This is a genomic window from Chitinophaga sp. SVR4-12A, assembly GCF_056754765.1.
In genome coordinates, this window is the sequence record NZ_JBPGWP010000001.1 from 1,856,278 (window position 1) to 1,881,344 (window position 25,067).

The window sequence follows — 25,067 nt, forward strand, 5'->3', positions numbered from 1 at the left end:
GTATCAGTATGGAAGCAACGATACCTACCTCTAATGAGCTCATCCTGGATGAAAATATTCCTTTTACGCAAAGCATGATGTGGGACTACCAAAGAGCATATTATTTAAAGCAAAGTATCAACGCCTGGGCAAATAAGATCCCGTTCTATATCACCAGCAATCCCTACATCGCCAATTCATATGCAAATATCATCATCCGGTTCATCCAGGATTGCACGAAGAAAAACAGTCTTGATCCCACTAGTCCTTTCTATATTGTTGAGATCGGGGCAGGCTCTGGCACCTTTAGCTTTTATCTTTTAAAACGGCTTTTCGAGCTGAAAGCAGCGCTCTCTGTTGATGTGAAGCTGGTATATGTAATGACAGACCTGATCCAGGAGAACATCGATTTCTGGATGTCGCATGAAGCTTTTCAACCTTATATTGCTGCCGGGCAGCTGGACTTTGCCAACTTCGATGCTGAATACTCAAAAGAGATTTTCCTGACCCGGTCAAAAGTCACCCTCTGCAAAGAAGAAAATAAGGATGAAAAGAACCCCTTCGTATTCATTGCCAATTATTGTTTCGATTCATTAAGGCATGATGTTTTTCATATCTCAGATGATAAGCTACTGGAAGGACTTTGCAAGCTGACAACCGATGCCACTAATATGGATGATGAGCGCATTGTTCAGCTGAACCAGGTAAAAGTGTCGTTCAATTTCCAGGAAGCACAGCTGCCATATTATCATCATGAAGTGCTGAACCAATTACTGCTGCACTATAAAACCACTGCCAATAATCAGTATATTTCTTTTCCCATAGGTCCCTTAATGTGCATAAAGAATCTCTTGAATATTTCGAATAACCGGTTATTACTGATCAGTTCTGACAAGGGTTTCTCAAAGCATCTTGAAATCAATCAGAAAGAACCGCCTGAGCCTGTTTTTCACGATAACTGCTTCTCTTTGTCTGTAAACTTTGATGCCATCAGCCAATATTTTAAGCTGACAGGGGGCGACAGCTTTAACCAATTCACCGAGCAGGCCCTTACCACCAGCGCATTTATCAGCGGTTTTACCTTTGCTGACATGCAGGAAACGTCGCTCGCCCTGGAGACATCCTTAAACTCCTTTGGTCATTCCACCATCAACAACCTGTTCCTGAATTATAATTTCACCGCAAATCTTGCCAGCATAGAGGCTATCCTGCCTCTTCTGGGCGCTATCAGATGGGATCCCAGGGTATTCAACAGTTGCCGCGATATTATCATTAACCAGATCAGGAACGGGTATGCCAGGACTTCAGACATTGAAGACCTGAAAGAGAAGATGCCTGTAATTGAGGAAAATTTTTATATGCTGCCAAAAACAGCGGATACCTTTTTTGATATCGGTGTTTTTTTCCAGGAAACCATGCACTATGAGCAGGCCCTGGAATACTACGAAAAATCAATACATCATTTTGGCGAAAAGGATATCACCTTGTATAATATGGGGCTTTGTTATTACTTTCTAAAACAATCGGTTACAGCTATAGAAAAATTTTCCATCGCCCTGAAACATAACCCGGGCTATATTATGGCGAGAGGCTGGATAGCGCAGATAGCTGCTGAATCAGCAGATTAAACGTCTGGACCCTTACATCTGTCGTCTTACACCGCACATCTGTCAGCTGGCAGCTTACATCTGTCATCTTACATCGAACACCTTCGATCTGTCACTGTACACCTGTCAGGTGGGGCTATACATCTGTCATCTCGAACGATACATCTGTCAGCTGGCGGCGCAGATCTGTCATCTTACATTCAACACCTTCGATCTATCACGACAAACTTGTCATCTTTCATCGAATACCTTCGATCTGAAGCAAATTGTTGCCATGTGGCAAAGCACATTGCTTATGAGTGAACCTTAGAATCTACGAAATTTCCCGCAAATAAAAAAAACGAACTTGGCCGCTTTTCATTCAGGCAGGCCCATTAATTGCAGCATATAAGCAAAGAGGTATTTCGTGCTGAAATGGTTTAATGCCGATTTATTTATTCCACGACAGATAGGGTCTCGCGCTATTCGGGTTTTGCATTCATCTATCAAAATCTTTTTGTATGAACATGGTATTTGCAGCCCTCCAGGACTTTTTTGGCGGAGGAGGAGGACGGACTTACGAGCCCAGTCCTGACACCGCACCTTCCAACGTAACTGTTACCGCTTTTTCACAACCCAACGTACTGCAGAAAAGGATGCAGGAAGAAAAAATGTCGCATGGCGGAACAGTGAGAGCAAATTTATCACCGGTTCGCCTCGCCCTGGATCATGGTGGTGTGGTGATGTATTTTTGTCCCATGCAAAAACTGGAAATCCTTGAAGTTATTTCGGAAGGAGATGGAAAGACCATTCCAGACTCCGCCCGGGTAGAGGGATTGGACATTCCCGCCAATTTTAAATCAGGGCTTTATGAACTTGAAAACGTTGAATTGACTTCGAATGGTGAAATACAGGTAAAGGCTACAGAAGAAACGACCTGGAAATATATTGAAAGAGCACCTGCTTTTTGAAATGAAATAAACACCTGGTACACCTAAACGGTTACGATCATTGATCTGTAACCGTTTTTTAATGTCAACACTTGCAACCGATTTCCATAGTAATTGTGTGGACACTGTCCACATATTTTGATGAACGGGCTTGTACCCAGCCTCTGCAATCACTATCTTGCCAACTCATTTACTGAACGTTATGGTACTTAGATCGAAAAGAAATACAAGCCGGTCTTTGACGGGCTTTGTATGCCTATGCGGCGCCGGTATTGTGTTAAGCGGCACTGCGGCAGGCCAGGCTTCCAACATCTCCTTACAGGATCTTTCCGCTTTCCGCGATCCTGGTAAAAGCTGGCAGATTGCGGCTGATGTTAGTGCAGACCTTAACAAGCACGATGTGCTGTTCCCGGTGAACGGAACAGGCGTGCTGGTGAACCTGCCTGATAAGAAGCATCCGGGCCAGGACCTGTTTTCCCAAGCCGAATATGGCGATATGGAGCTGGAATTGGATTATATGATGGCGCCCGGCGCCAATTCCGGTATTTATCTGCAGGGCAGGTATGAGATCCAGCTGCTGGACAGCTGGAGCGTTACCAATCCCCGCCCCGGCGATAATGGCGGTATTTATGAGCGTTGGGATGACCGCCGTCCCGAAGGACAGCAAGGCTACGAAGGCTATGCGCCCCGCGTGAACGCCAGCCGTGCTCCGGGCCTGTGGCAGCATATGAAAATAGCTTTCCGCGCTCCACGCTTTGATGCTGCCGGTCACAAAACAGCCAATGCCCGCATGCTGCGTATTGAGCTGAACGGCGTTGTTATTCACGATGACGTAGAACTGATGGGCCCCACCCGCGGCTCTATTGGCGGCGGCGATGAAAAAGCCTCCGGCCCCCTCCGCCTGCAGGGCGATCATGGCGCCGTTGCCTTCCGCAATATCCGCATCGAAACCGCTAACCCGGATAAAGAACCGGCGTATAGCCGTCGCGACGACGTAGACCCTATCCTGGTAGATGCTACTTCCTCCAATACCATCTTGCGCAGCTTTATGGACGTGCCAGGCAGTGCGCGCATTCCGCATGCCGTATCCGTAGGTAGTCCGCTGCAGGTACATTATACCTATGATCTGGACAAAGGCATGCTGCTCCAGGTATGGCGCGGCGGCTTCCTGGACGCCACTCCCATGTGGCACGACAGGGGCAACGGTTGCTCCCGTCCCCGCGGTACCGTGCAATACTTTGGTAAACCGGCATTCGCGCTGGCAAGGCTGTCCACACCCGATGCCGCCTGGATCAGCGATAGCAGCGGCACCGGTTACCGTCCCAAAGGCTATGTGCTGGACGAAAAAGACAGGCCGGCTTTCCGCTACTTCATCTACGGCTCGGCTGTGACAGATGTTATCAAAGTAATGGACGACGGCCACGGTCTGACCCGCGAGTTGAGCGTGGAAAATCCCGGCGAAGGCCTGTATGCAAAGCTTGCAGAAGGCAGCAGCATCGTAGCGCAGCCAGATGGCATGTATGTGATAGACGGCAGATCCTACTATCTCCAGCTCAATGACGCTGCCGGCGCTAAACCGGTTGTACGTCAGAGCAACGGCCACCAGGAACTGATCGTGCCTGTAAAAGGCAAACTGGCCTATTCCATACTTTTTTAAACCGGAAGAGAACGACAAATACTAACAAATGAAACTGATCTATAAAACATTGCTCCTCACTGCTTTATCGGGCAGCGCGTTTGGGCAGGAAACTCCCAAGGAAGAGGATTTTTCGAAGATTGTGAAAGTGAGCTCTCCGGAGGGTACCCTGCTGGAAGTAGGCGGACTGGTAATGATGCCTAACGGCGACCTGGGTGTGAGCACCCGCCGCGGCGATATCTACATCGTAGAAAACCCTACCAGCCGCAAACCTTATTTCAGGAAATTCGCTTCCGGCCTGCATGAAGTGCTGGGCCTGGCCTGGAAAGACGGCGCCCTTTACTGTGCACAGCGCGGCGAGCTCACAAAGCTGGTAGACACTAATATGGACGGCAAAGCCGATGTATATGAAACCGTATATGCCTGGCCTTTGTCCGCCCACTATCATGAATACAGCTTTGGCCCGAAAATAGCGCCTGACGGTTCCTTCTTTGTATCTGCCAACGTAGCCTTTGGCGACGAAGAATGGTGGCGCGGCGAAAGCCGGGTACCCTGGCGCGGCTGGATGATGAATATCACCCCCGACGGACAAATGACACCTTATGCCACTGGTTTCCGCTCTCCCTGCGGACTAGGGATGATAGACGGTGAATTGTTCTACACCGATAACCAGGGCGACTGGGTAGGCTCCGGCGGTGTATGGCAGGTAAAGAAAGGCGATTTCATCGGGCACCCTGCAGGTCTTCGCTGGACCAACATGCCGAATTCACCCGTGAAGCTGACCACCGAAGAACTGTATGCGCTGGTAGACCCGCGCCGCAATAAAAATGCAGAAGGACGTTATATCAAGCCGGAGAATGTAGTGAATGAAAAATTCGTTACACTGGCGGAAGTAAAAGAAAAGATCCCTACCCTGCGCCTGCCTGCTGTAATACTGCCGCACGGCGTATTAGGTATTTCCAACTCCGAGATCGTGCCTATTCCTGAAGGCAGCTTCGGTCCTTTCACCGGCCAGCTGCTGGTAGGCGACCAGGGACAAAGCAAGATCATGCGCGTGGAACTGGAAAAAGTGAACGGAGAATACCAGGGCGTAGCTTTTGATTTCCGCAACGGCTTCCAATCTGGTGTATTACGTATGGCCTGGGCTAAAGACGGTTCCCTCTTCGTAGGTGAGACCAACCGCGGCTGGGGCTCTGCCGGTGAAGCGAATGAAGGCTTACAGCGACTGGTATGGAACAAAGAAAAAACGCCTTTTGAAATGCAGACCGTAAAGGCCATGCCCGACGGCTTTGAGATAACATTTACCCAGCCGGTAGATGAAAAATCAGCCAACGACCTGGCTTCTTATTCCGTGGAAAGCTTTACCTACAAATATCATCCGGTATATGGCAGTCCCCCGGTAAACGTAGAGACTTGCCCTGTCAAAGGTGTGAAAGTATCTGCGGATGGACTGAAAGTAAGGCTGGTGGTAGACAACCTGCGCAAGCATTATGTGCACAACATCACCCTGGAAGGTGTACGCGAGAAAGAACATTTCTATTCGCTGGTACATCCTACCGGTTACTACACCCTGCATAGCATACCGGAAGGAAACCGCCTGGCGGCGAGTGAGCTGAGCACACGCAATTCCGCCACGGAAGCTGCTGCAAAAACAGCGGCTGAAGAAGCTGCCAAAGCAAAAAGCGCTGCCGGCAAAACTGCCGCTGCTGCAAAAGCAAAGACAACCACCGCCACTAAAGCGGTAGTAGCTCCTAGCTATGAAGAGGTGAAACCCTTACTGGCCAAATATACCTGCTCCGCTTGTCACAATGCCAACAAAAGACAGGTAGGACCTGCTTTTATCGATGTGGCAAAGCGTAACTACAGCAATGACAAGATCGTAAGCCTGATCTATAACCCCCAGCCACAAAACTGGAGCGGTTATGCTACAGAGATGCCGCCTATGCCGAACGTGCCCAAAGCAGAGGCACTGAAGATAGCAGCATGGATCAATTCATTGACTACAGGAAAAACAGCGGCGAAATAAGAGAGAGATCAATGACAAATAACACTGGGCTGGCCAAAAGGGCCGGCCCTTTTAATTTTCCCCCTTCATCAGGTCTTCTATCTGCTGCGTGCCCGGCTTCGTCTTCATTTCAGCATACTCTCTCGGCGTTACCTTGAACTGTTGCAGAAAACATTTGGAGAAATAAGATGGAGAACTGAAACCGGTCATATAAGCGATCTCTGTAACCGTATGATCAGCTGTTTGCAGCAGCTTTGCAGCATGCTTCAGCCTTACCAGCTTTATCAGTTCATTGGGCACATAGCCCGAGAGAGATTTCAGTTTCTTATGCAGGTTGGAACGGCTCATGGCCATATCGCGGCTCAGCTCTTCTACTGAAAGCTGCGGATCAATGATGCGCTCTTCAATAATGCTCACTACTTTTTCCATGAAGGCTTTATTGCGGCTGTTGGTGGCCAGTACGCTCACATCGCTGTTAGGCTGTTCAGAGAATTTCAGGCGCAGCTTTTCACGGGAAGCAATCAGGTTCTTTGTTACGGCTGCAATATGCTTCCATTTAAAAGGCTTCATAATATAGGCATCCGCACCGGCCTCTATACCTTTTAGTTCCGATTCGCTATTGCCCCTGGCGGTGAGCAGTACAAAGGGGATGTGACTGTACTCGATATTGGTTTTTACCTGGTAACATAATTCCAGACCATCCATCTCCGGCATCATGATATCAGAGATGACCAGGTCGATAGCATGCGCTTCTATCAGCTCCAGCGCGGCCTTACCATTGGCTGCTTTCACCACGTTATAACCGTTGTCCTGGAAGCTCTCTGCGAGGAATGTTTGTATGGATGGATCATCTTCCGCCACAAGGATCAATGGCCGTGCTTCGTCGATGATCGCTGCTCCGGCATTCCGTTCCTGCTGCGCCGGTGGCTGTCCGGTCAGTGGTAGTTCCAGGGTGAAGATGGTCTTCTCCCCTTCCCTGCTTTCTACCAGCAGCTTTCCACCATGCTTTTCGGCCAGCGAATTGGCCAGCGCCAGACCAATGCCCGTGCCCTGGCTCTCAGTAGCAGTAGTGAAGAACTGTTTGAAAATGTTCTTTAAATGAGCAGCGGGAATGCCTATGCCATCGTCTTCTACGCTGATACAGAGACGTGCCCCTTCTCCTTCAACGCCTGCAATATCAAAAACAGAGATGCTCACTTTCGTTTTTGCAAACCGGAATGCATTGATGAGCAGGTTGCTCAGGATCTTATTCAGCACCTCCGGATCTGCGTGCAAAGGAAGCCTGCTCAGGCGGGTGCTCATCGTGAACGCAATATCCTTTTGATATGGCAGGGAAGAAAAGCGGGAGTAAACAGATTGCACCAGTGATATGATCTCCACGTTCTCTTTGCGGATCTCATATGCATCACTTTCTATCCTCCTGAAATCAAGCAGTTGATTCACCAGGTCCATTAAGCGCTCGGCATTTTCGTCCATAGTGGCCAGCTGCTGTTTTTCTTCCGGCCGCCACTTGTTCATGGCAAGCAATTTCTCCAGAGGCGCAATGATCAGCGACAAAGGCGTTCTTATTTCATGCGCCATCACTGTAAAAAATTCTATCTTCCTGGCGTAGAATTCCTGCTCTTCTTTGTTCTTCAGTCGCTCTATTTTGATCTGGTTCTGCTTCCGCATGTAGTTGAACGAATACCGGTAAATACCGTAAGCCGCCCCCAGCGCCAGTAATATGAAAATTATATATGCCAGCGTGGTTTTATAAAATGGTGGTTTTATCACCAACTGCATGGTGGATTCAGGCACGTTCCAGTTTCCTTTATCTGCTGTAGCCTTTACCTTGAAAGTGTAGGTGCCGGGCGATAAATTGGTGTAAGTGGCCTTACGCTGATCGCCCACGTAGTTCCAGTCCTTATCAAAGCCTTCCATCTTATAAGCATAGCTCAGTTTCTCGGGTGCGCTGAAATTAAGCGCTGCAAACTCAAAGCTCATGACGGATTGATTATGCTGCAATACCAGTTTATGCGCGTAATTGATCTGTTGCTGCAAGGGCCCGTCTTCAGACAATGGTACGTTCCTGTTGAACAGCTGAAAGTTGGTGAAGGAGACGTAGATCTTATCTGTAACAGTGGACACCTTTTCCGGGTAAAAGGCGTTAAATCCTTTGATACCACCGGCAAACAGCTTGCCATCAGACATTTTGCTGAAGGCTTTGTAATTGAACTGCCGGCTTTGCAGGTTGTCCTGCGGCGTAAAGTGCCTTGCCTTTGCGTGCAGCGGGTCTATGCTGTAGATACCGTTATTGGTAGTGATCCAGATCAGGCCAGCATCATCCTGCTGAATACCATACACCACATTCGCGCTGATGCCCGTTTTATCATTGTAGGGTTCTACCTGCTTTGTGTTAAAGTTATATTTATGCAAACCGCCGCCGTCTGATCCTATCCAGAGGTTTCCCTGGTGATCGTCATAAAGGCAGGTCAGTTTGCTCATGCCTTCTGCGCCTACCTTATTCCACTGATCGGTTTTCTTGTTATAGAAGATCAGGCCATCGTTATAGGTGGCAAACCAAATCGTTTTATTATTGTCTTCGTAAATATCGTAGATAATGGTGTTGCTCACACCATCCTGCAGCACGCGTGTAAAATCACGGCGTTCGCTGTCGTACAGGTCCAGTCCCCTGTCTGTTCCTATCCAGATCTTGTTATCCCTGTCCTGGTAAATGCAGAAAACATTATTGCTGTTCAGGGAGTGAATATTTCCTGGCTCATGCTGAAAGTATGCCACCTTGCCTGTTTTCGGGTCCAGCACATTGATCCCACCGGCAAAGAGCCCGATCCAGATATTACCGGCTTTCTCTCTTAATAAGGTGTGAATGTTATGATAGGATAGTGGCTGCTGCCCGGGCAGAAAAGGATATTGCTGAAAGGCGTGTGTAGCGGTGTTGAAATACTGCAAGCCGCCATCTTCCGTACCTACCCACAGTTTGCCGGGGCCATCTTCGAGGAAACAGCTCACCGCGCGGCCGGATAAGGCATTCGGCTCTCCTGTGGGATAATACAGCTCAAATGCCGGGCCTTTTTCATTAAAGTAGCTGGCGCCTCCAAAAAAGGTGCCCACCCACATGGTGCCTGCCTTATCAGGAAATATGGAATAAATGGCATTATCGCTGATGCTGAACGGATCATCCGCCTTGTTGGTATATGCCGTGAACCTGTCCGTTGCGATATCCAGCACATTTAGTCCCTTCTCTGTGCCCACGTAGATCTTATCAGGAGCAACCTGGCACAGGGCTCTTATAATATTATCCCTGATGGAATAAGGGCTTCCATCGTTACGGTAAACCTGGAAGCGGCGCTGGCGCGGCAGCCATTTACATAGGCCGCCATTCCAGGTACCCGCCCACATTACGCCGTCCCTGCCTTTGTATACGATATTAATATAATCGTTGCTTAATCCGCTTGTTGCGGAACGCAGGTTGCTGAATGAACCGGTGGAAGGGTTGTAAATGTCAATGCCATTCCCGAATGTACCGATCCAGATATTCCCGTCATCATCCTGTGCTATCCTGCTGATCTCATCGCTGGACAGCCCGGAGTTGCCTGCCTTGAAATGCTGCAAGAACCTTTTCACCGGATCATAGCGATATAAACCGTTGAGCCGTGATGCAAACCATATCATACCGTCTTTGTCGCGCATGATATCATAGACGGTTTTCTCCTTCGGCGGACCGAAATGCGAGAACTGTTCCTTTTCCAGGTCAAGTATATAAACACCGTTCTCAGTGCCTATCCATAAATGGGTATTGTCTATCCTGGTAATGCAATGTATAAAGTTGTTTCCCAGGGAGCTGGTATCGTTCTTTTTATATTGAAAATTCCTGAACTGATATCCGTCAAAACGGCTGATCCCGTTCTTGGTGCCAAACCAGAGGTAACCCTGGTCATCCTGCGCAATAGCGCGCACGGTGCTGGATGGCAGCCCGTCCGCCACGGAATAGTTCCGGAAGCGTATAGGCTGCCCCTTGCTTTGATAGTAGAGGAATAGCAGGCAAAAAAAGATCAGTCGTTTCATTCATTATATCATTTACACAGCTTCCTGATAAAAGCTTCTTCTTCCTTGCTGAAGGGTGTTCCATCCTTCCTGTAGATATCATGGAACCATAATTTCGGTTCTTCTCCACCAGGCATCGGTGTGTCCCAGGCGTAAATGGTGTTGGTTTTCCCGCTTACAAAGCCCCAGTTGATGGCGCCTATGTTTTCCGCTTTCAGCAAGGGCATGATCAGCTGGAACAAGCTGCCATTCCTCCTGGCCATGTACTCTGTACAGATCAGCGGGCGGCCGTACTTCTTCAGCGTATCGATGGTATGTTTGTGATCATCAATGTACGAGTAATTGTGGTAGGTGATCACATCGGAGTTTTCCAGCTGGAATTTGTTCAGGGCTTCAAATGGAGGCCCGTCGGCCCAAACGCCTGCTGATACAGGCTGAGAGGGCCTTACTTCAAATGCCCATTGAAATACTTTCTGCAACAGCGGCATGCTTTTACCAAACTGTTTGTTGTTGCCCGGCTCATTGTAAAGGTCCCAGAGCAGGATGCGGTCATCGTTCTTAAAAGTGGTGAGCACATCCTTTACATAGGCTTCCAGCACCTTCATGGTGTCAGGATGCGTGTAGATCATGGTGCCCGGATCTCTTACCCAGCCGGAGTTGTGCACGCCTGTTTTAGGCGCCGGCTGTTTGCCCAGCCAGGCAGTGTCGTTCCAGCAATCGTCAAAAAATACGAAGAGCGTTTTGATGCCATGTTTGGAAGAGATGGACAGGTAGGTGTCCAGCCTTTTTTTGAATCCTTCCTTATCTCCTGCCCATAACAGGTGATGCAGGTATACCCGCATCACATTAAAGCCAAGATGTTGCGCCCAGCTCAATTCGCGGTTGATGGTAGCAGTATCGAATGTTTCCGCCTGGAACATCTCCAGCTGGTTGATAGCGGTGGAAGGCTGAAAATTGCTTCCTCTCAGCCATCCCTGCTTAGCGTACCATTCTTTTGCTTTAGCAGCGGTCCATTTGCCTTGCGCTGTGGCTATGGTGATAAATAAGAGGCCAACGGCCATCAACATAATTGATCTCTTTATAAACATAGATTTTATTTTTTACCGGGTTTAGGAAATACATTGTGCGTGTTGGCCCATTGCTGCCATTGGGCCGCCATTTTGGAAACCATGTCTGGATGCTGGCCAGCCTGGTCATTCACCTCGCTTTCATCCTGGTTAATCTTGTACAGGCGCCAGGTAGTATCGCCGGATAAGGATACCAGTTTCCAGTCGCCATTACGGATATAGCGGGCATTGAAATGTTCATTGTACAGTGCATCATGCTCTTTCCCCTCTTTGCCTTCAAAGGCAGGCAGCAGGCTCAGACCTGTGTAAGGCGTGATATTATGCCCTTTGTAGGTAGCAGGATAAGATGCTTTTGCTACCTGCAGCAAGGTGGGCATAAAATCCATCACATGCCCCAGGTGGTCTGTGAATGCTCCTTTAGCCTTGATATTTTTCGGCCAGAAGGCGATCATGGGTGTACGCACGCCCCCTTCATAAGATTGCGCTTTGGCATAACGGTAGGGCGTATTCACCACATTGGCCCATCTTTCGCCGATAGAGGCGAAAGTGGTTTGCGGGCCTGGCAGTACTTTTTTATTCACCGGGTAGATGATCTCTTGTCCATTCCTGGTTTGGCCGGGGCGGTCGAAGCCAGGGCCATAGCGCATACAGTTTTCCGGGCTGGCGCCATTGTCGCTCAGGAACACGATGATGGTGTTATCCAGCTTTCCGCTTTCCCGCAATGCCTGGATGATGCGGCCAATGCCCTGGTCCATACGGTCTACCATGGCTGCGTGAACGGCCATCGCCCTTGCATCCCATTCCTTATCAGGATTATTCTCCCAGCTCAGCTCTTTGTTGATACGTGGTGATAAGGGCGTGGTGGCGGGATCGATCAATCCCTGCTTTACCATCCTGTTATAACGGGCTTCGCGGATCGCGTCCCAGCCGGCTTTGTAGGTATCTTCATACTTTTTGATATCCTCCGGTAAAGCCTGCAGCGGCCAGTGCGGCGCTGTTTGCGCTACGTAGAGGAAGAAGGGTTTGTCTTCCTTACTGAATGATCTGATATAGCTGACAGCCGTGTCGTTGATGGCGTCTGTATGATAATAATCTTTCGGCACTTGCTCAACGGGTGTTGTGCCATTCACCAGGCTGAAGGGATCAAAATAATCCACTACGCCGAAGATGTTGCCGTAATACTTTTCAAATCCCCTGCTCACGGGGTATTGTTCTACCGGTGAGAAATAAGGATGAGAGGCCTGGTGGTTCAGCCATTTAAGCTGTGCCTCTTTTGTTGGCTGTTCAAGAGTATTGGATACATGCCATTTGCCTGACATGGCGGTATGATAACCCGCGTCTTTCAATACCTCCGCCAGTGTAACAGTGTTCTCTGTGAGATAGCCGCGGTAACCGGGCTCCGGTCTTTCCGCTGTCATTTCGCCGATACCTGCCTGCTGGTTATACAAACCAGTGAGCAGGGATGCGCGGGAGGGACAGCAGCGGGAAGTGTTGTAAAAACGCCTGAAGCGCAAGCCATTGGCCGCCAGGTAATCGAGGTTGGGCGTTTGAATTTCACCGCCATAACACCCGATGTCTGAATAGCCAAGGTCGTCTGCCAGGATCAGCACAATATTGGGCCGTTCGTCTTTATTCACGGCCTGGTTGTTCTTGCGGCTTCCTGCACAGGATGTTAAAGCGATCGATGCTAAGAGTACAGCCAGTTTGTTCATTGTATCAGTTTTTCCAGTTCTCGTTTCAAATTGTTTACTATCTCCGGGTGTTGCGCTGCAAGGTTATGCGCTTCGCCGGGATCCCGCTGCAGATCGTACAGCTGTGCTGTGTGCTCCAGCCCCGTTTCAATTTTCTTGTTCTGCAGCCAGCCAGGCGCGGGCTTTTGCTGTGGAGCGATGTACTTCCATCCATCCCTGCGGAAGGATAAGGTATAAGACTCTTCCAGCAGGTATTTACGGTTCTGCTTTGACCTGCCCAGCCATACATCCAACGCATTATGGCTGTCCTGTGCAGCGCCGGACGGCAGCTCCCGCCCCGTTAATGCTGCCAGCGATGCCAGCAGATCCACCTGTGAGCACAAAGCAGGGGAAACACCGGGCTGTATATGGCCCGGCCAGTAGGTAACAGTAGATACCCGGGTGCCTGCCTCAAAAGCGCTGTATTTACCGCCCCGGAATATCCCTGCGGGTTGATGACCATCGTTCAGCTTTTCAGCGGAATCTTCGTACCCATCGCCCAGTACAGGACCATTGTCGCTGCTAAATATAATCAATGTATTTTTTGCAATGCCCAGAGAATCCAGCAGCTGCGTGATCTCCCCGGCCATCCAGTCCATTTCCGCGATCACATCACCACGCGGCCCGAGCTTTGTACTGCCAGCAAATTGCTTATTGGGTGTGCGGGGCACGTGGATATTAGGAAAAGGATAATAGAGAAAGAAAGGTTGGTTCCTGTTCCGGATAATGAAATCCTTTGCCTTGCTATTCAGCACCAGCGGGATATCCTCATCCACCCAACGGGCAAGCTTTCCACCGGTCATAAAACCGATGCGGCTGATGCCGTTGATGATGGTGTTGCTGTGCTGCGTATCCGCCCGCTGTTTCAGCAGCTGTGGGTCTGAAAGCCCGGTAGGCTCATCGCCTATCTTCCCCGCATAGCTGACTGCAATAGGATCGGCAGGATTGAGGTTGGGCACGCGGCCATTCTCCACAAATACAGTAGGCACACGGTCTGTAGTAGCGGGAATAATAAAAGAATAGTCAAACCCGATCTCATTCGGACCTGGTGCGATGTGCCCATTCCAGTTAATGGTACCGCTGCCCAGGCCTAAATGCCATTTACCTATCACCGCAGTAGTGTAACCTGCCTGCTGCAGTACACCCGGTAACGTAACTGTTCCCGGCCGGATCAGCAACGGCGCATCACCGGGAAGGATAGCGGCATTGTTGCGGAAAGCATATACACCGGTTAGCAGCGATACCCTGGAGGGCGTGCAGGTAGCGGCGGTACAATGTGCATCCGTGAAACGCAATCCTTTAGCAGCAAGACGATCAATGTTGGGAGTTTTTACTGCTTTTGCACCATAACATCCCAGATCGCCATAGCCCAGATCATCTGCATATAAAATGATGATGTTAGGCCTGGAGCGGGCCAGTTGCCTGCCACGATTGGTGATATCTACAAAATCATCAAACCACAAAGGGTTCGGTGTATATCCCCCATCTGCCTGCCGCTGCAGGCTCTTCATGGGAAAGATCGGGTTGATGAACCATATAGGCGTATTGGGCGTCACCTTTGTGGGTGCAGACTGGCTGAGATAACCATAGGTTGCCAGCACTACCCCATACTTTTGAAAATAGCGATAATAGGTCTGCATGAAATGCGGCGGAAACCATGCGCGTGAAGCAAAGAGATCGGACCACTCCGCGGCGCTTACCTTCTCTGTATTCGCCTTGCTGTACCATTCGTACAGCTTCATGCCCGGCTGGTAATGATATTTACCTGCGAATGTAACACCCGCCTCCGTGCTGCCCAGTTCATCAGACAAATGCTGGTTATACAAGCGAAAGAGCGAGAATTCGGGAATGATAATCGGCTTAACTGGCATGATGGAACGCACAAATTGAAATGCCTTGTCCATATCTGTGGAATCACTGATATGCAGATGCACAGACAGTCCTTTGATGCGATTGTTCTCCTGTGCCAAACGTATCAATCCCTGCACGCCCGGTTTTTTCTGCTGCTGTTCTTCAAACAGGGCAGGTAACGAACCGGTATACACATCGGGCCGGGTAAGCTGCGGATGCTGTTTGTAATAAGGCTCCACCACTTCGTCCAGGAGCCTTTCCGTAAATCTCACCAATGGCGCCACTCCTTTTTCATTCAGCTGCAGGTCCGGCTCCATGGTTTCCAGGTTGGGCTCATTACCTAACTTGAACACATGTACGTACGGGCCTACACGCTGCAGTATAGCAGTAGCGGTAGCAAAATACTTTTGCTCTTCTGCAGAACCGGGCTGCGGTATGCGCAGTGAATACTTTTTGAAATCCCAGCGGAAACCAAAGGCCACTTTATAACCAGCCTTTGCTGCATCGATCATTTTTTGGAGGCCCGGCGCCGTAGCGGGATCTTTTTCTCCATTGATATATTCAAAGATGTAGGGCGTGGTCCGGATCCATTGCACCGGTGTTCTCCGCAATACCGCCATGTCGATGATCTCGGGATCGTGATTAAAGTTGGCGCCAATCTCCTGCGCAAATACTGCTGCAGGAAGCAAGACCATCAGTGTTATAAAAATCCTCTTCAGCATGTTACTTTAATTTAAAAGAGGTATCCGGTCTTAGTTTACCGTTCTCCCATTTTACGGGTACCAGGCCGGGCCTGCAGGTTACCGTAAATTTGGAGCCCATGATGCCTCTTGGGTTAAAGAAAATCGTGGACCACCAGCGGCCGTTCCTGTCTTTAAAGAGATTGTTATGACCACCCTGTAAGATAGCGGCATAACGTGGCCCGTAAGGGCCGTAAATATTATCTGCTGCCGCCACTACCACATCATAGCTATACAAAGAATCCTGCTTGTTCTTATCATTCCGCAGGTAGGTAAAAGTGCCGTCTGCTTTCTTTACTGACCAAACGGTTTGCAGCAACTGGTACTTACCATCATGTTTGGTAAGGAAAACACCCTCGATGTAAGGGTCCGGATCGTAGGGCGTTTCTTTGAGCCTGCGGAAAGGTGCTGCAATATCACTAAGATCGTCCTTCATCCTGGCAATAAAATGATTATGCCCTACCAGGTATACTTCGCCCTTATCATCTTCGAAAAGGCTGAGATCAATATTGGGAAAAATAGCCTTTTGCTCATTCCCTTTAATATTCCTGTATGGCCCTTCCGGTTTGCCTGAAACGCTTTCCAACACGAAGGATCCCATTCCGCCATTCAGGCAGGCGATCAGCAGCCATTTCTTTTTACTGCTGATGTAGTGTAATTCCGGCGCCCATACTGCGCGGTAAAAGGAATCCAGCCGGTCTTTGTTAGGCGACATAGCGCCGGGCTCTAATGGTCTTCCTTTTTGCTGCCAGGGAGCGGCGTCTTTATCGAAGCTCCAGATCTGTCCCATTGCTTCCCATTGCTGCAGGTCTTTTGATCTCCACATGTACAGGCCGTCATTGTAATCCCAGCAGTGCACACGACCGCAGGGAAACTCACGACCGGGAGTGGCGGTGGTGCCCGTCATATAATAGTATCCGTCAGGGCCTGTCATCACGTAGGTATCCCGCATCCATTGGTCCATGAGGGGCACAACGGATGCAGGTACTGTTAAACCAGGGTCTCCTACCGGCGCTGCCGGATTGCTGTACCGGGCGGGCTGTCCACAGGATGAATGCGCGATCAGGCAAGCCAGGCCTGCAATCACAGTGCTTAGTCTAATCATTATAATACTTCCTTTAGCTTCAGTTACTAGTTGACAGTTATCAGTTATCAGTTATCAGTTGTCAGTTGTCAGTTGTCAGTCGTCGGTAATCTTTTTCGTCTCAGTAATCACTGACAACTGTCAACTGACAACTGACGACTCTCAATACCCGTCGTTCTGTTTACATGCCGGGTTGGCGTCAATCTCCGTTTGTGGTATGGGGAACAGCTTGTGCTTGTCTGCCGCTACCGTTACGCCCCTTGCGAGCGCTGATGAAATAAATTTATTGTGACGCAGCAGGTCTTCCCTTCTCAGGCCTTCGCTGTAAAACTCCCATGCTCTTTCGCGGAGGATCAGGTCTCTCAGTACTTCTTTGCTGCTGGCCTCTGCCAAAGTGAGATTGGCAATACCTGCGCGGGTTCTTACCTGGTTGATCAGGTCTAGTGCTTCCTGTGTAGGCCCGCTCAACTCATTCAATGCTTCTGCACGGCTTAACAGGATGTCTGCATAGCGGATGATGGGCACATCGTTGCCGCTATGGTTGCCTACAGTGGCGTTATCCCAGTATTTCAGGCTTCTTACGTTATCGGCGGTGGATAATAAATTCACCGCTGCATTGTTCGTATTTACATAGTGGCGTAAGAGCAGGATAGCCCGTGTGTCGTTGATCGTATCGAAAGTATTGGTAAACCCGGAGCGCATCCGGTACTGTGTGGCAAAATTGGCCATGGCGCTTGTCCACACAAATTCAGGGATCTGCGCGGATGTTTTAAAGCCCGGTGGCAGGGCGCCTGCAGTATACCAGTTGCCGAAGCCGTCCTGGTTGCGGCACGGATGCACCATGATCATTTCCTTGTTGCCTTCATTCTCCACCCTGAACATGTTCTGATAAGCAGGGAACAGCTGGTAATAATTATAGTTCATTACCTGCCTGCCCGCGTCGGCGGCTTTCTGCCATTGTTTGGTATTGAGATAGAATTTCGCCAGCACACTGGCAGCCATGCCTTTGTTGGCCCTTGCAAAGGCTTCTTCTTTACCGGGATCCGGCAGGTCGGTAATGGCGGCTGTGAGCTCCGCTTCAATAAAAGCCTTCATCTGCTCGTCTGTAGCCCTTGCCAGCGTTGCTTCAGAAGTGCTGGAAGTACGCAGCGGAACAGGGCCAAACCATTTATACAGCAGATCATATCCATATGCTCTCAGGAAGCGCGCTTCAGCGGCGTATAATTTTTTGTTGGCATCTGTGGTGTTTACGTTGGCAATGTTCTCCAGCACAATATTCGCATCGCGGATAGCGCGGTAGGTGGGCGCCCATACATCGGCCTGCAAGGTACCCAGTGATGCATCCCAGGTAAAGTTGATGAGCTGGGAGAGCGTAAGGTTCTCGGCACCGCCGGTGTTGTAGCCCACGTCTGTAGTCACTTCAGCATTATTGACCAGGTAGCGTGAAGGCGTTGGGTTTTGTATGCCTGCGTAGGAAGAGAATAATACGGAACGGATCCCTTTATCTGTGGTGAGCACATTGCCAGGCGCAAACTCGCCGGGAGGCGTTACATCCAGCGTCTTTTCACAGGCTGTTTGCCCGAGCAGTGAAACAATAATAAATGATAGTATGATGAGCTTTTGCATATAAGCGTTTTTAGAATTGAACATTGATACCGAACAGGAAGCTGCGGGTCATCGGGTAAGAGCTGTAATCTATTTTCAGGATATCATCGCCAATGGAGTTCACGGCAGGATCAATGCCGGAATAGTTGGTGATGGTGAACAGGTTCTGACCTGTAACATATGCCTGCAGCCCTTTGATCACTTTGTTATGCAGCTTGAAATCGTAGCTGAGCCGCACAGATTGCAGGCGCAGGTAAGATGCATCTTCCACCGTCCTTGAGTTTACGGTTTGCTGGCCCTGCGAAGTAGGATTTACGAAAGAAGGATATTCATTGGTAGGATTTTCTGGCGTCCAGCGGTTCAGGTAGGGCTTTGCCAGTTTGTTCCTCCTGAAGCTAACAGGGAAATAGCTGTCTATCGCCGCGTTATTCAGTATGCTGGCGCCTTGTGAGCCTTCCAGGAATACAGACAGGGAAACCCTTTTAAAGCTGAAGGTATTGGTGATACCGTAGGTAAAGTCTGGCAGGGATTTGCCCAGGATCACGCGGTCGTCTGCATTGATCTGCTTATTGCCATCCACATCGCGGAACTTCAGATCGCCCGGCTTCACGCCCACCGGTGCAGTGGAGAAATCATCATGCGATTGCCATACACCCAATACTTCATATCCATAATAAGATCCGAGGGATGCGCCCGGCCTGATAATGCTGGCATTAGAAATAAAGCCTGCACCACCGGTAAGGATCTGCGATAAAGGCCCGAGGCTCAGCACTTCATTCTTCACGGTGGAGAGCACTGCGCCGATGTTCCAGTTAAACCCAGCGCTGCTGCGAAGTACATCGCCGGCTAAATGCAGGTCGATACCCGTATTCTTCATGCGGCCGATGTTCTGTGTCTTTACGGCGAAGCCGGTGCTTAAAGGCTGCGGCAGATCCAGCAACAGATCGGAAGTGCGCCGGTCATAGTATTCAATAGAGCCGGTAAGGCGATTGTCGAACAAGGCAAAGTCGATACCTACATCCGCCTGCTTGGCGGCTTCCCATTTGAGGTCAGGATTCGCTACACGGGAAGGCGCGAGAGAAGTATAGCGGTTGCCGCCAAATACAGCATCGCCGCCGCCGGAGAAGGTAGTGATATAAAGATAGTTGGCAATGTTCTGGTTACCGATCACACCATAGCTCACCCTGAATTTCAGTTCATCGATAAAGCTGATGCCCTTCAGGAAAGATTCTTCATGCATTTTCCAGGCCAGTGCGGCAGAGGGGAAATAACCGAAACGGTTATTGGAACCAAACCTGGAAGAGCCATCGGCCCTGAAGCTGGCGGTAAGCAGGTAGCGGTCCTTAAAAGTATAGTTCACGCGGCCCAGGAAGGAAACGATCTTGGTAGAAGCGCGGCCGCTGCCAATCTGGTTCAGGGTGCTGTTACCGGTGCCTATGGCATTATAGGTAAGATCGGGCAATGCGTAGCCCCGACCGTTACCGCCAAAGGAGTTGGAGCCGAAATGCTCGTAAGTGCCACCTGCCACTGCATTCAGGGCATGGTCTTTTCCAAAGTCCTTTTTATAGTTGACGGTAGCCTCTCCCATATAGTAGTTCACGTTACCCGTGTTGATGGAAGCGATGCCGCCCGTGGGAGATCCGAGGATGGTAGAAGGATCAAGCCAGGTATTGCGCTGGGTAATATTCACATCACCCGCGCCTTTCAGTTTGAGCGAGAGACCGGGGATAAAAAAGTACTCACCGTACACGGTGCCGAAGGTCCGGAAACCATCGCTGTTGGCATACTGTCCGTTGGCCAGGATCAGCGGGTGGTCAATGGTGGTCATGTAGGGAGAGCGGTTATAGCTGCCATCCGGGTTGTATACCGGGTAGGAAGGATCATAATTGATAGCAGCATACAAAGCGCTGCCGTTCTCATTCACGCCGATACCTACCGAGTTATAATTGTCTCTTATATAAGAGGTGTTGAAGTTAATACCGAAGGCATATTTCTGCGCAACGCTGTTCTCCAGGTTCAGCCTGGCGGTGTAACGTTTTACGGAAGAATTCTGCAGCACACCTTCCTGGTTGAAATAACCGAGGGAAGCGTAGAAGCGGGTATTGTCCTTACCGCCGGAAAAAGAAAGGTCATGGCTTTGCACGGAGGCGGAGCGATACAGCTCCCGTTGCCAGTCTACATTCACGGGATCGTTGGTTACTCTTTCTGAAGCCACGCCCCCACCAGCGTCAATAATCGCGTTCAGCACCTCTTTATATTGCTGGCCGTTCAGCATTTCCAGTGAGTTAGAGGCTTTCTGCACACCGTAGTAGGCGCTGTAGTTTACTGTTAATTTCCCGCTCTTCCCTTTCTTGGTGGTGATCATCACTACGCCGTTGGAGCCGCGGGAACCGTAAATGGCTGTAGCAGAAGCGTCCTTTAAGATCTCGATGGACTCAATATCCGAAGGATTTAAACTGTTCAGCGGGTTACGGGGATTAGGCGTAGCCACGAAGCCGGCGCCGCTGCCCGTTACGGGAGCCAGGTTGTTGACCGGCATCCCGTCTATTACATACAGGGGATCATTCCCTGCGGTAATAGAGCTGGCGCCGCGGATCTTTACGCTCATGGCGCTGCCCGGCTCACCGCTTTTCTGGTATACCTGCACGCCGGAGGCCCGGCCCTGTAAGGTCTGCTCCACGTTAATATTGGCGCCGGGCGTAAGGTCTTTTGATTTCAGGGATACAACGGCCCCGGTAACGTCTGATTTTTTCACCGTTCCGTAACCTACCACCACTACTTCGCCCAGGCGCTCATTCTTTAATTCCAGGGCTACATCCAGGTTAGTGTTGTTGCCCACGGGCAGCTCTTTGGTAGTATAATCCACCAGGTAGAACAGCAACACGGCATTGTTGCCGGGCACCTGGATGGAAAAGTCGCCATTGGCGTCGGTGGTGGTCCTGGAATTGGATCCTTTCAGGAGCACCGTTACATTGGGGAGCGGCGTTCCTTTGTCGGCCGACGAGGCCTTTCCCCTCACCGTGCGGCTTTGGGCATTGGCCAGCAAGGTGCAAAATAAGAGCAGCTTGATCAGCAGCAAGCGTGTGGAATTCTTTGACATTTTGTTCATGTTTTCATTGGTTTTAAGGGGGTGCTCGCAAACATGGATGCCGGAATGGAGGCTGAGGATGGTGGTGGAATGTCACTCAGTGTTCACGGATTCGTTCGTATCAGATTTTGGCCGTAGGTGGTGTGGACCAGTTTGTATTGTCGGGTATGAAGTACCGTTTTAAGTGGGTTTTGGGATGTAATTTTTGTAGCAAAAAATGAGAAAAATGTAGCGGGGCAAAAAGACAGAAAGATCTAATCAGCTGATTTACAATAAAAAATCCGGAGCAGATACTCCGGATCATAAAAAGGTCCTATGTGTAGTTATTTTATTTATCCTGTTTCGCCAGCGGCTGCTTCACCCACAACATCTCTCCGCCACCGCTTCCTCCGCCACCGCCATTACGCCGGCCGCCGCCAATACTGCCCAGGTCTATGCCAACGCCGCCGCCGATACCCGAACCGCCATAGCCATAACTGCCGCCGCCAATACCCAGGCCAAATCCTACCCCACTAAATCCACCCCCGCGCCTGCGGCTGCGGCCACCACCTTCTATACTGCCATCATTAACAGCAACACCGTAAGCGATATCTTTAGTGTAGCCAGCCGTTATTCCGAGTTTAGACAGGGGGATCACAAATTCCAGGTTCAGTGAATCTCCTTCCGTCAGGGTGATCTCCGCAGCAATACCTGCTTTACGCTGGGCAACGTCGATGGTGCCGTCAGACAAGCCGGTAAGGCCTTTTACACCGGCGTTATTCATATGAGGCCGCAGCTCCCGGTAAAGATCTGCAGGCACCGGGCGATCAGCTGCCGAAGGCCGTCCATAACGACTGTTACCGTTGGCCTGCGCGCTGTTCCGCCGCTGGGCAAAGAGCACGCTTCCGGCTATCTGCGGATAGGTGAGGCTGGTGGTCTCTTTCTTTTTACCTTTAATATTTACCGCGAAGGTGAGGCCCCCGCGCAGGATGTTCACCTGGGTAACCTCGTCGGTAGTGCTGACGGCCAGGTACAGGTTCTCGCCGTCGTTGAAGATATCGTAAGTCAGGCGGTTCTGGTCATCTATATACCTCAGGGGGGTGGGCCATTCAGTCAGGGCCCCGTCCGCTGTTACCGGTGTGGTGGCCCAGCCGGGTAATGGGAGTTTTTCCTTTTGCGCGTATACGGCCGCGGAAGAAAGCACCAGGAAAATTCCCGGTAAAAAGCAGGTCAGTCTTCTCATACAATACAATTTTATGACCCGGAGTTTCAGATCATCGTGCAAAGAATACGTCACAGTCCTGCTTAAAGAACGTTAAACCGGATCAACAACGTAAAATTACGGCTTAAGTCCGGGAATTTACCGACCTGCGCGTTGAAATTTATCGATGTATTCTCTTCTCAGGCTTTTTACCGGATCGGCTACTGCTGCCCCGATCGTTTGCACGCCTAATGTGCCCAGGGCGATCAGCAGCATAGACAAGCCGCATAAGGCAAATACCCGTAACCGTTACGGAGAAATCATCATTGTACTGGATCTGGCTGCCGATCATATCTCCTATTCCGCTTGATGGAAAGTATTGTTTTGCCCCGGTAGCGGACACTGTCCGGATGCATGTCCTATCCAAATCAACACACGAAAAAGTCCAAAAATCCTCCCCTGGTTACGATGATAGATTTTAATTTTGCCCCATGCTTCCCCCGCTTATTAAAACTGCAAGATTTATTTTAAGACCATACGAAAGGCATGATGAAGATGCTTTTATTGAAATATCCTTAGATAAGGAGGCCAGAAGATTCATGGATGGAGGGCATACCAGAGGCGAAAATGAAGAGCGCAAATTATTCAGAAAAATATTTGACATCTATGCCGCTGATGATAAAAGATGGTTCTGGATCTGGGGAATTTATGAAGACAATAAATTATGCGGGCATTTTGAATTAAAAGAAACAGAGCATACCACTGCAAATGAACTGGAGATCGTGTACATGGTCCATCCCCGGGAAAGAGGAAGAGGAGTCATGTCTGAAGTCCTATACACGCTTAAAAATAAACAATCTGCCTGGAACAAAACCATCATTGCTACTACCAGCCCGGATAATGACATATCAATTGCTTTGCTGCATAAATGGGGAATAGAAAAGCAGGAGATTATTACCAGCGCTGATACAGCAGAGCAGTATTACAAATTCCATTTAAGCCGCTCCTGAGCCGCCTTTGCTGATCTCAGTAACTAACCCAGGCTTGCCAGTCTGCCCAGCTGTTTCAATTTGTGCCGCACTTCTTCCGAAAAAGGTAATCCCAAAGAAAGCCGCATACAGTTATTAAACTGGTCCTGCAGCGTAAATATTCTCCCGGGTGAGATGCTTATTTTCTGTTTCAGAGCGCGGTCAAACAGTGCTGCGGTATCGATCGTTTTATCAAATTCCACCCACAAGGCAAGCCCACCCTGGGGCCTGCTGGTCTTTGTACCTTCCGGGAAGTATTCCGCTATTGCCTCGATATAGTGTTGATAATTTTGTTGCAAGGACTGGCGGAGCTTGCGAAGGTGACTGTCATAGCGGCCGCTTTTCAGAAAATTGGCAACGGCCTCCTGTGTAACAGACGAAGAGGATATCGCGTGCACCAGCTTCAGTTTAATGATTTGTTCCTTGTACCGGCCCGGCGCTACCCAGCCCACACGATAGCCCGGCGCCAGCGTTTTCGAAACAGAGCTGCACCATAACACCATTCCCTCCTGATCAAATGACTTACAACACACAGGGCGTTGCGCTCCGAAATACAGATCGCCATAGATATCATCTTCAATCAGCGGAATATTGTGCCTGGCTAAAAGTGCTACCACCTCTTTTTTATGTTCGTCCGGCATACAGCTGCCCAAAGGGTTATTGAAATTGGGGACCAACAGGCAAAGCCTGATCTTGGGGATCACCTTTTTAAAGCATCGATCTCAAGCCCCGTTGCGGGATGTGCAGGCAGCTCGATCACCTTTAAGCCCAGGCTTTTAGCCAGCCGTAAACTGCCCGGATAACAAGGGCTTTCCATGGCAATGGTGTCTCCTGCTTTTGCCAAAGCCATCATGCAAAAAGACAAAGCATTCATGCAGCCGGCAGTAGTTACCAGGTCCTCTTCCTGCAAATTACCTCCCCAGTAAACAGAACGGGCGGCAATGAATCTTCTTAATTTTTCGTTTCCCTGCAGCTCCTCATAGGCAGTACCGCTATCGCTCAGTTCGCGGGTGGCCAGCATAATCTCCTTGTTCAGCTTTGCTACAGGCAACAGTTCGCCGGAAGGTACGCCAACGGAGAAAAGTGTAAGATCGGGTTTACCCATACTGGCAAAGACCTTCCGGGTCAATTCCTCCGGTTCTTTGTTCTGCGTACCGGCTGAAGGCCTGCTTACTTCCGGAAGCGGAAGCCGCTGATAAGACAGGCGGCTAACAAAATAACCGGACTGTGGTTTTGACGCTACTAGCGACTGCGCTTCCAGTTCCATGAATACCCTTTTTGCAGTATTCATACTGATACCATGCTCCTGGCATAACATTCTAACCGAAGGCAGCCGGTCACCCTGCTTTAATACACCATTTCTGATCAGTTTGGCAAATTTGTTGGTGATCTCAGCATATTTAAAGTCATCCTTCATGCAATAAAGGTAACTGTGTCCATAAAAATAAACAAAACTGGTACTGTACTCATTGCATACTGCTATCTACCTTTGCA

Annotated in this window: 16 protein-coding genes; 6 read left to right on the plus strand and 10 right to left on the minus strand. The window is 49.7% G+C overall.

What is annotated here, in order from left to right:
• Window positions 1–8: 8 nt before the first annotated feature.
• The 4 genes from ACR9Y8_RS07475 (at window position 9) to ACR9Y8_RS07490 (ending at window position 6,177) form a co-directional block, all read left to right on the plus strand.
• A complete protein-coding gene (locus ACR9Y8_RS07475; RefSeq protein ID WP_481212618.1) occupies window positions 9–1,607 on the plus strand; it encodes a tetratricopeptide repeat protein in 1,599 nt (532 codons plus the stop codon).
• Window positions 1,608–2,086: 479 nt separating this feature from the next.
• Window positions 2,087–2,536, plus strand: a complete 450-nt coding sequence (locus tag ACR9Y8_RS07480; protein WP_481212619.1) for a hypothetical protein — start codon at window positions 2,087–2,089, stop codon at window positions 2,534–2,536.
• Between the two features lie 217 nt (window positions 2,537–2,753).
• The gene (locus ACR9Y8_RS07485; protein WP_481212620.1) at window positions 2,754–4,172 is read left to right on the plus strand and encodes a 3-keto-disaccharide hydrolase; all 1,419 of its coding nucleotides are present in this window, start codon (window positions 2,754–2,756) and stop codon (window positions 4,170–4,172) included.
• 28 nt (window positions 4,173–4,200) lie between these two features.
• Window positions 4,201–6,177, plus strand: a complete 1,977-nt coding sequence (locus ACR9Y8_RS07490; RefSeq protein WP_481212621.1) for a hypothetical protein — start codon at window positions 4,201–4,203, stop codon at window positions 6,175–6,177.
• A gap of 51 nt (window positions 6,178–6,228) precedes the next feature.
• On the opposite strand, the gene ACR9Y8_RS07495 is transcribed toward ACR9Y8_RS07490, so the two are convergent.
• The 8 genes from ACR9Y8_RS07495 to ACR9Y8_RS07530 all read right to left on the minus strand — a co-directional run bounded on the left by ACR9Y8_RS07495 (window position 6,229) and on the right by ACR9Y8_RS07530 (window position 22,587).
• The gene (locus ACR9Y8_RS07495) at window positions 6,229–10,221 is read right to left on the minus strand and encodes a hybrid sensor histidine kinase/response regulator (protein ID WP_481212622.1); all 3,993 of its coding nucleotides are present in this window, start codon (window positions 10,219–10,221) and stop codon (window positions 6,229–6,231) included.
• Between the two features lie 8 nt (window positions 10,222–10,229).
• Window positions 10,230–11,267, minus strand: coding sequence for a glycoside hydrolase family 2 TIM barrel-domain containing protein (locus ACR9Y8_RS07500; protein WP_481212623.1), 1,038 nt, complete (start codon window positions 11,265–11,267; stop codon window positions 10,230–10,232).
• A 26-nt stretch (window positions 11,268–11,293) separates the two neighbouring features.
• Window positions 11,294–12,979: an arylsulfatase gene (locus tag ACR9Y8_RS07505; RefSeq protein WP_481212624.1), complete on the minus strand. Its 1,686-nt coding sequence runs from the start codon at window positions 12,977–12,979 to the stop codon at window positions 11,294–11,296.
• On the minus strand, window positions 12,976–15,570 hold the full coding sequence (locus ACR9Y8_RS07510; RefSeq protein ID WP_481212625.1) for a sulfatase family protein: 2,595 nt from the start codon (window positions 15,568–15,570) through the stop codon (window positions 12,976–12,978). The genes ACR9Y8_RS07505 and ACR9Y8_RS07510 overlap by 4 nt, the downstream gene beginning before the upstream one ends.
• Before the next feature lies 1 nt (window position 15,571).
• Window positions 15,572–16,693, minus strand: a complete 1,122-nt coding sequence (locus tag ACR9Y8_RS07515; protein WP_481212626.1) for a family 43 glycosylhydrolase — start codon at window positions 16,691–16,693, stop codon at window positions 15,572–15,574.
• Between the two features lie 141 nt (window positions 16,694–16,834).
• Window positions 16,835–18,298, minus strand: coding sequence for a RagB/SusD family nutrient uptake outer membrane protein (locus ACR9Y8_RS07520; protein ID WP_481212627.1), 1,464 nt, complete (start codon window positions 18,296–18,298; stop codon window positions 16,835–16,837).
• Between the two features lie 10 nt (window positions 18,299–18,308).
• Window positions 18,309–21,377 carry a SusC/RagA family TonB-linked outer membrane protein gene (locus ACR9Y8_RS07525; protein ID WP_481212628.1) on the minus strand — a complete coding sequence of 1,023 codons (3,069 nt, stop codon included), beginning with the start codon at window positions 21,375–21,377 and terminating at the stop codon, window positions 18,309–18,311.
• A 316-nt stretch (window positions 21,378–21,693) separates the two neighbouring features.
• Window positions 21,694–22,587, minus strand: coding sequence for a hypothetical protein (locus ACR9Y8_RS07530; RefSeq protein WP_481212629.1), 894 nt, complete (start codon window positions 22,585–22,587; stop codon window positions 21,694–21,696).
• A 145-nt stretch (window positions 22,588–22,732) separates the two neighbouring features.
• Here ACR9Y8_RS07530 and ACR9Y8_RS07535 point away from each other — a divergent pair, with 145 nt between their 5' ends.
• Together ACR9Y8_RS07535 and ACR9Y8_RS07540 are read left to right on the plus strand one after the other, a co-directional pair.
• On the plus strand, window positions 22,733–22,915 hold the full coding sequence (locus ACR9Y8_RS07535; protein ID WP_481212630.1) for a hypothetical protein: 183 nt from the start codon (window positions 22,733–22,735) through the stop codon (window positions 22,913–22,915).
• A gap of 121 nt (window positions 22,916–23,036) precedes the next feature.
• Window positions 23,037–23,555, plus strand: a complete 519-nt coding sequence (locus ACR9Y8_RS07540) for a GNAT family N-acetyltransferase (RefSeq protein WP_481212631.1) — start codon at window positions 23,037–23,039, stop codon at window positions 23,553–23,555.
• Window positions 23,556–23,578: 23 nt separating this feature from the next.
• Here ACR9Y8_RS07540 and ACR9Y8_RS07545 read toward each other — a convergent pair whose 3' ends face one another.
• Together ACR9Y8_RS07545 and ACR9Y8_RS07550 are read right to left on the minus strand one after the other, a co-directional pair.
• Window positions 23,579–24,214, minus strand: coding sequence for an aminotransferase-like domain-containing protein (locus ACR9Y8_RS07545; RefSeq protein WP_481212632.1), 636 nt, complete (start codon window positions 24,212–24,214; stop codon window positions 23,579–23,581).
• A 59-nt stretch (window positions 24,215–24,273) separates the two neighbouring features.
• Entirely contained in the window at window positions 24,274–24,990 is a 717-nt protein-coding gene (locus tag ACR9Y8_RS07550) for an aminotransferase-like domain-containing protein (RefSeq protein ID WP_481212633.1), read from the minus strand.
• Window positions 24,991–25,067 lie beyond the last annotated feature (77 nt).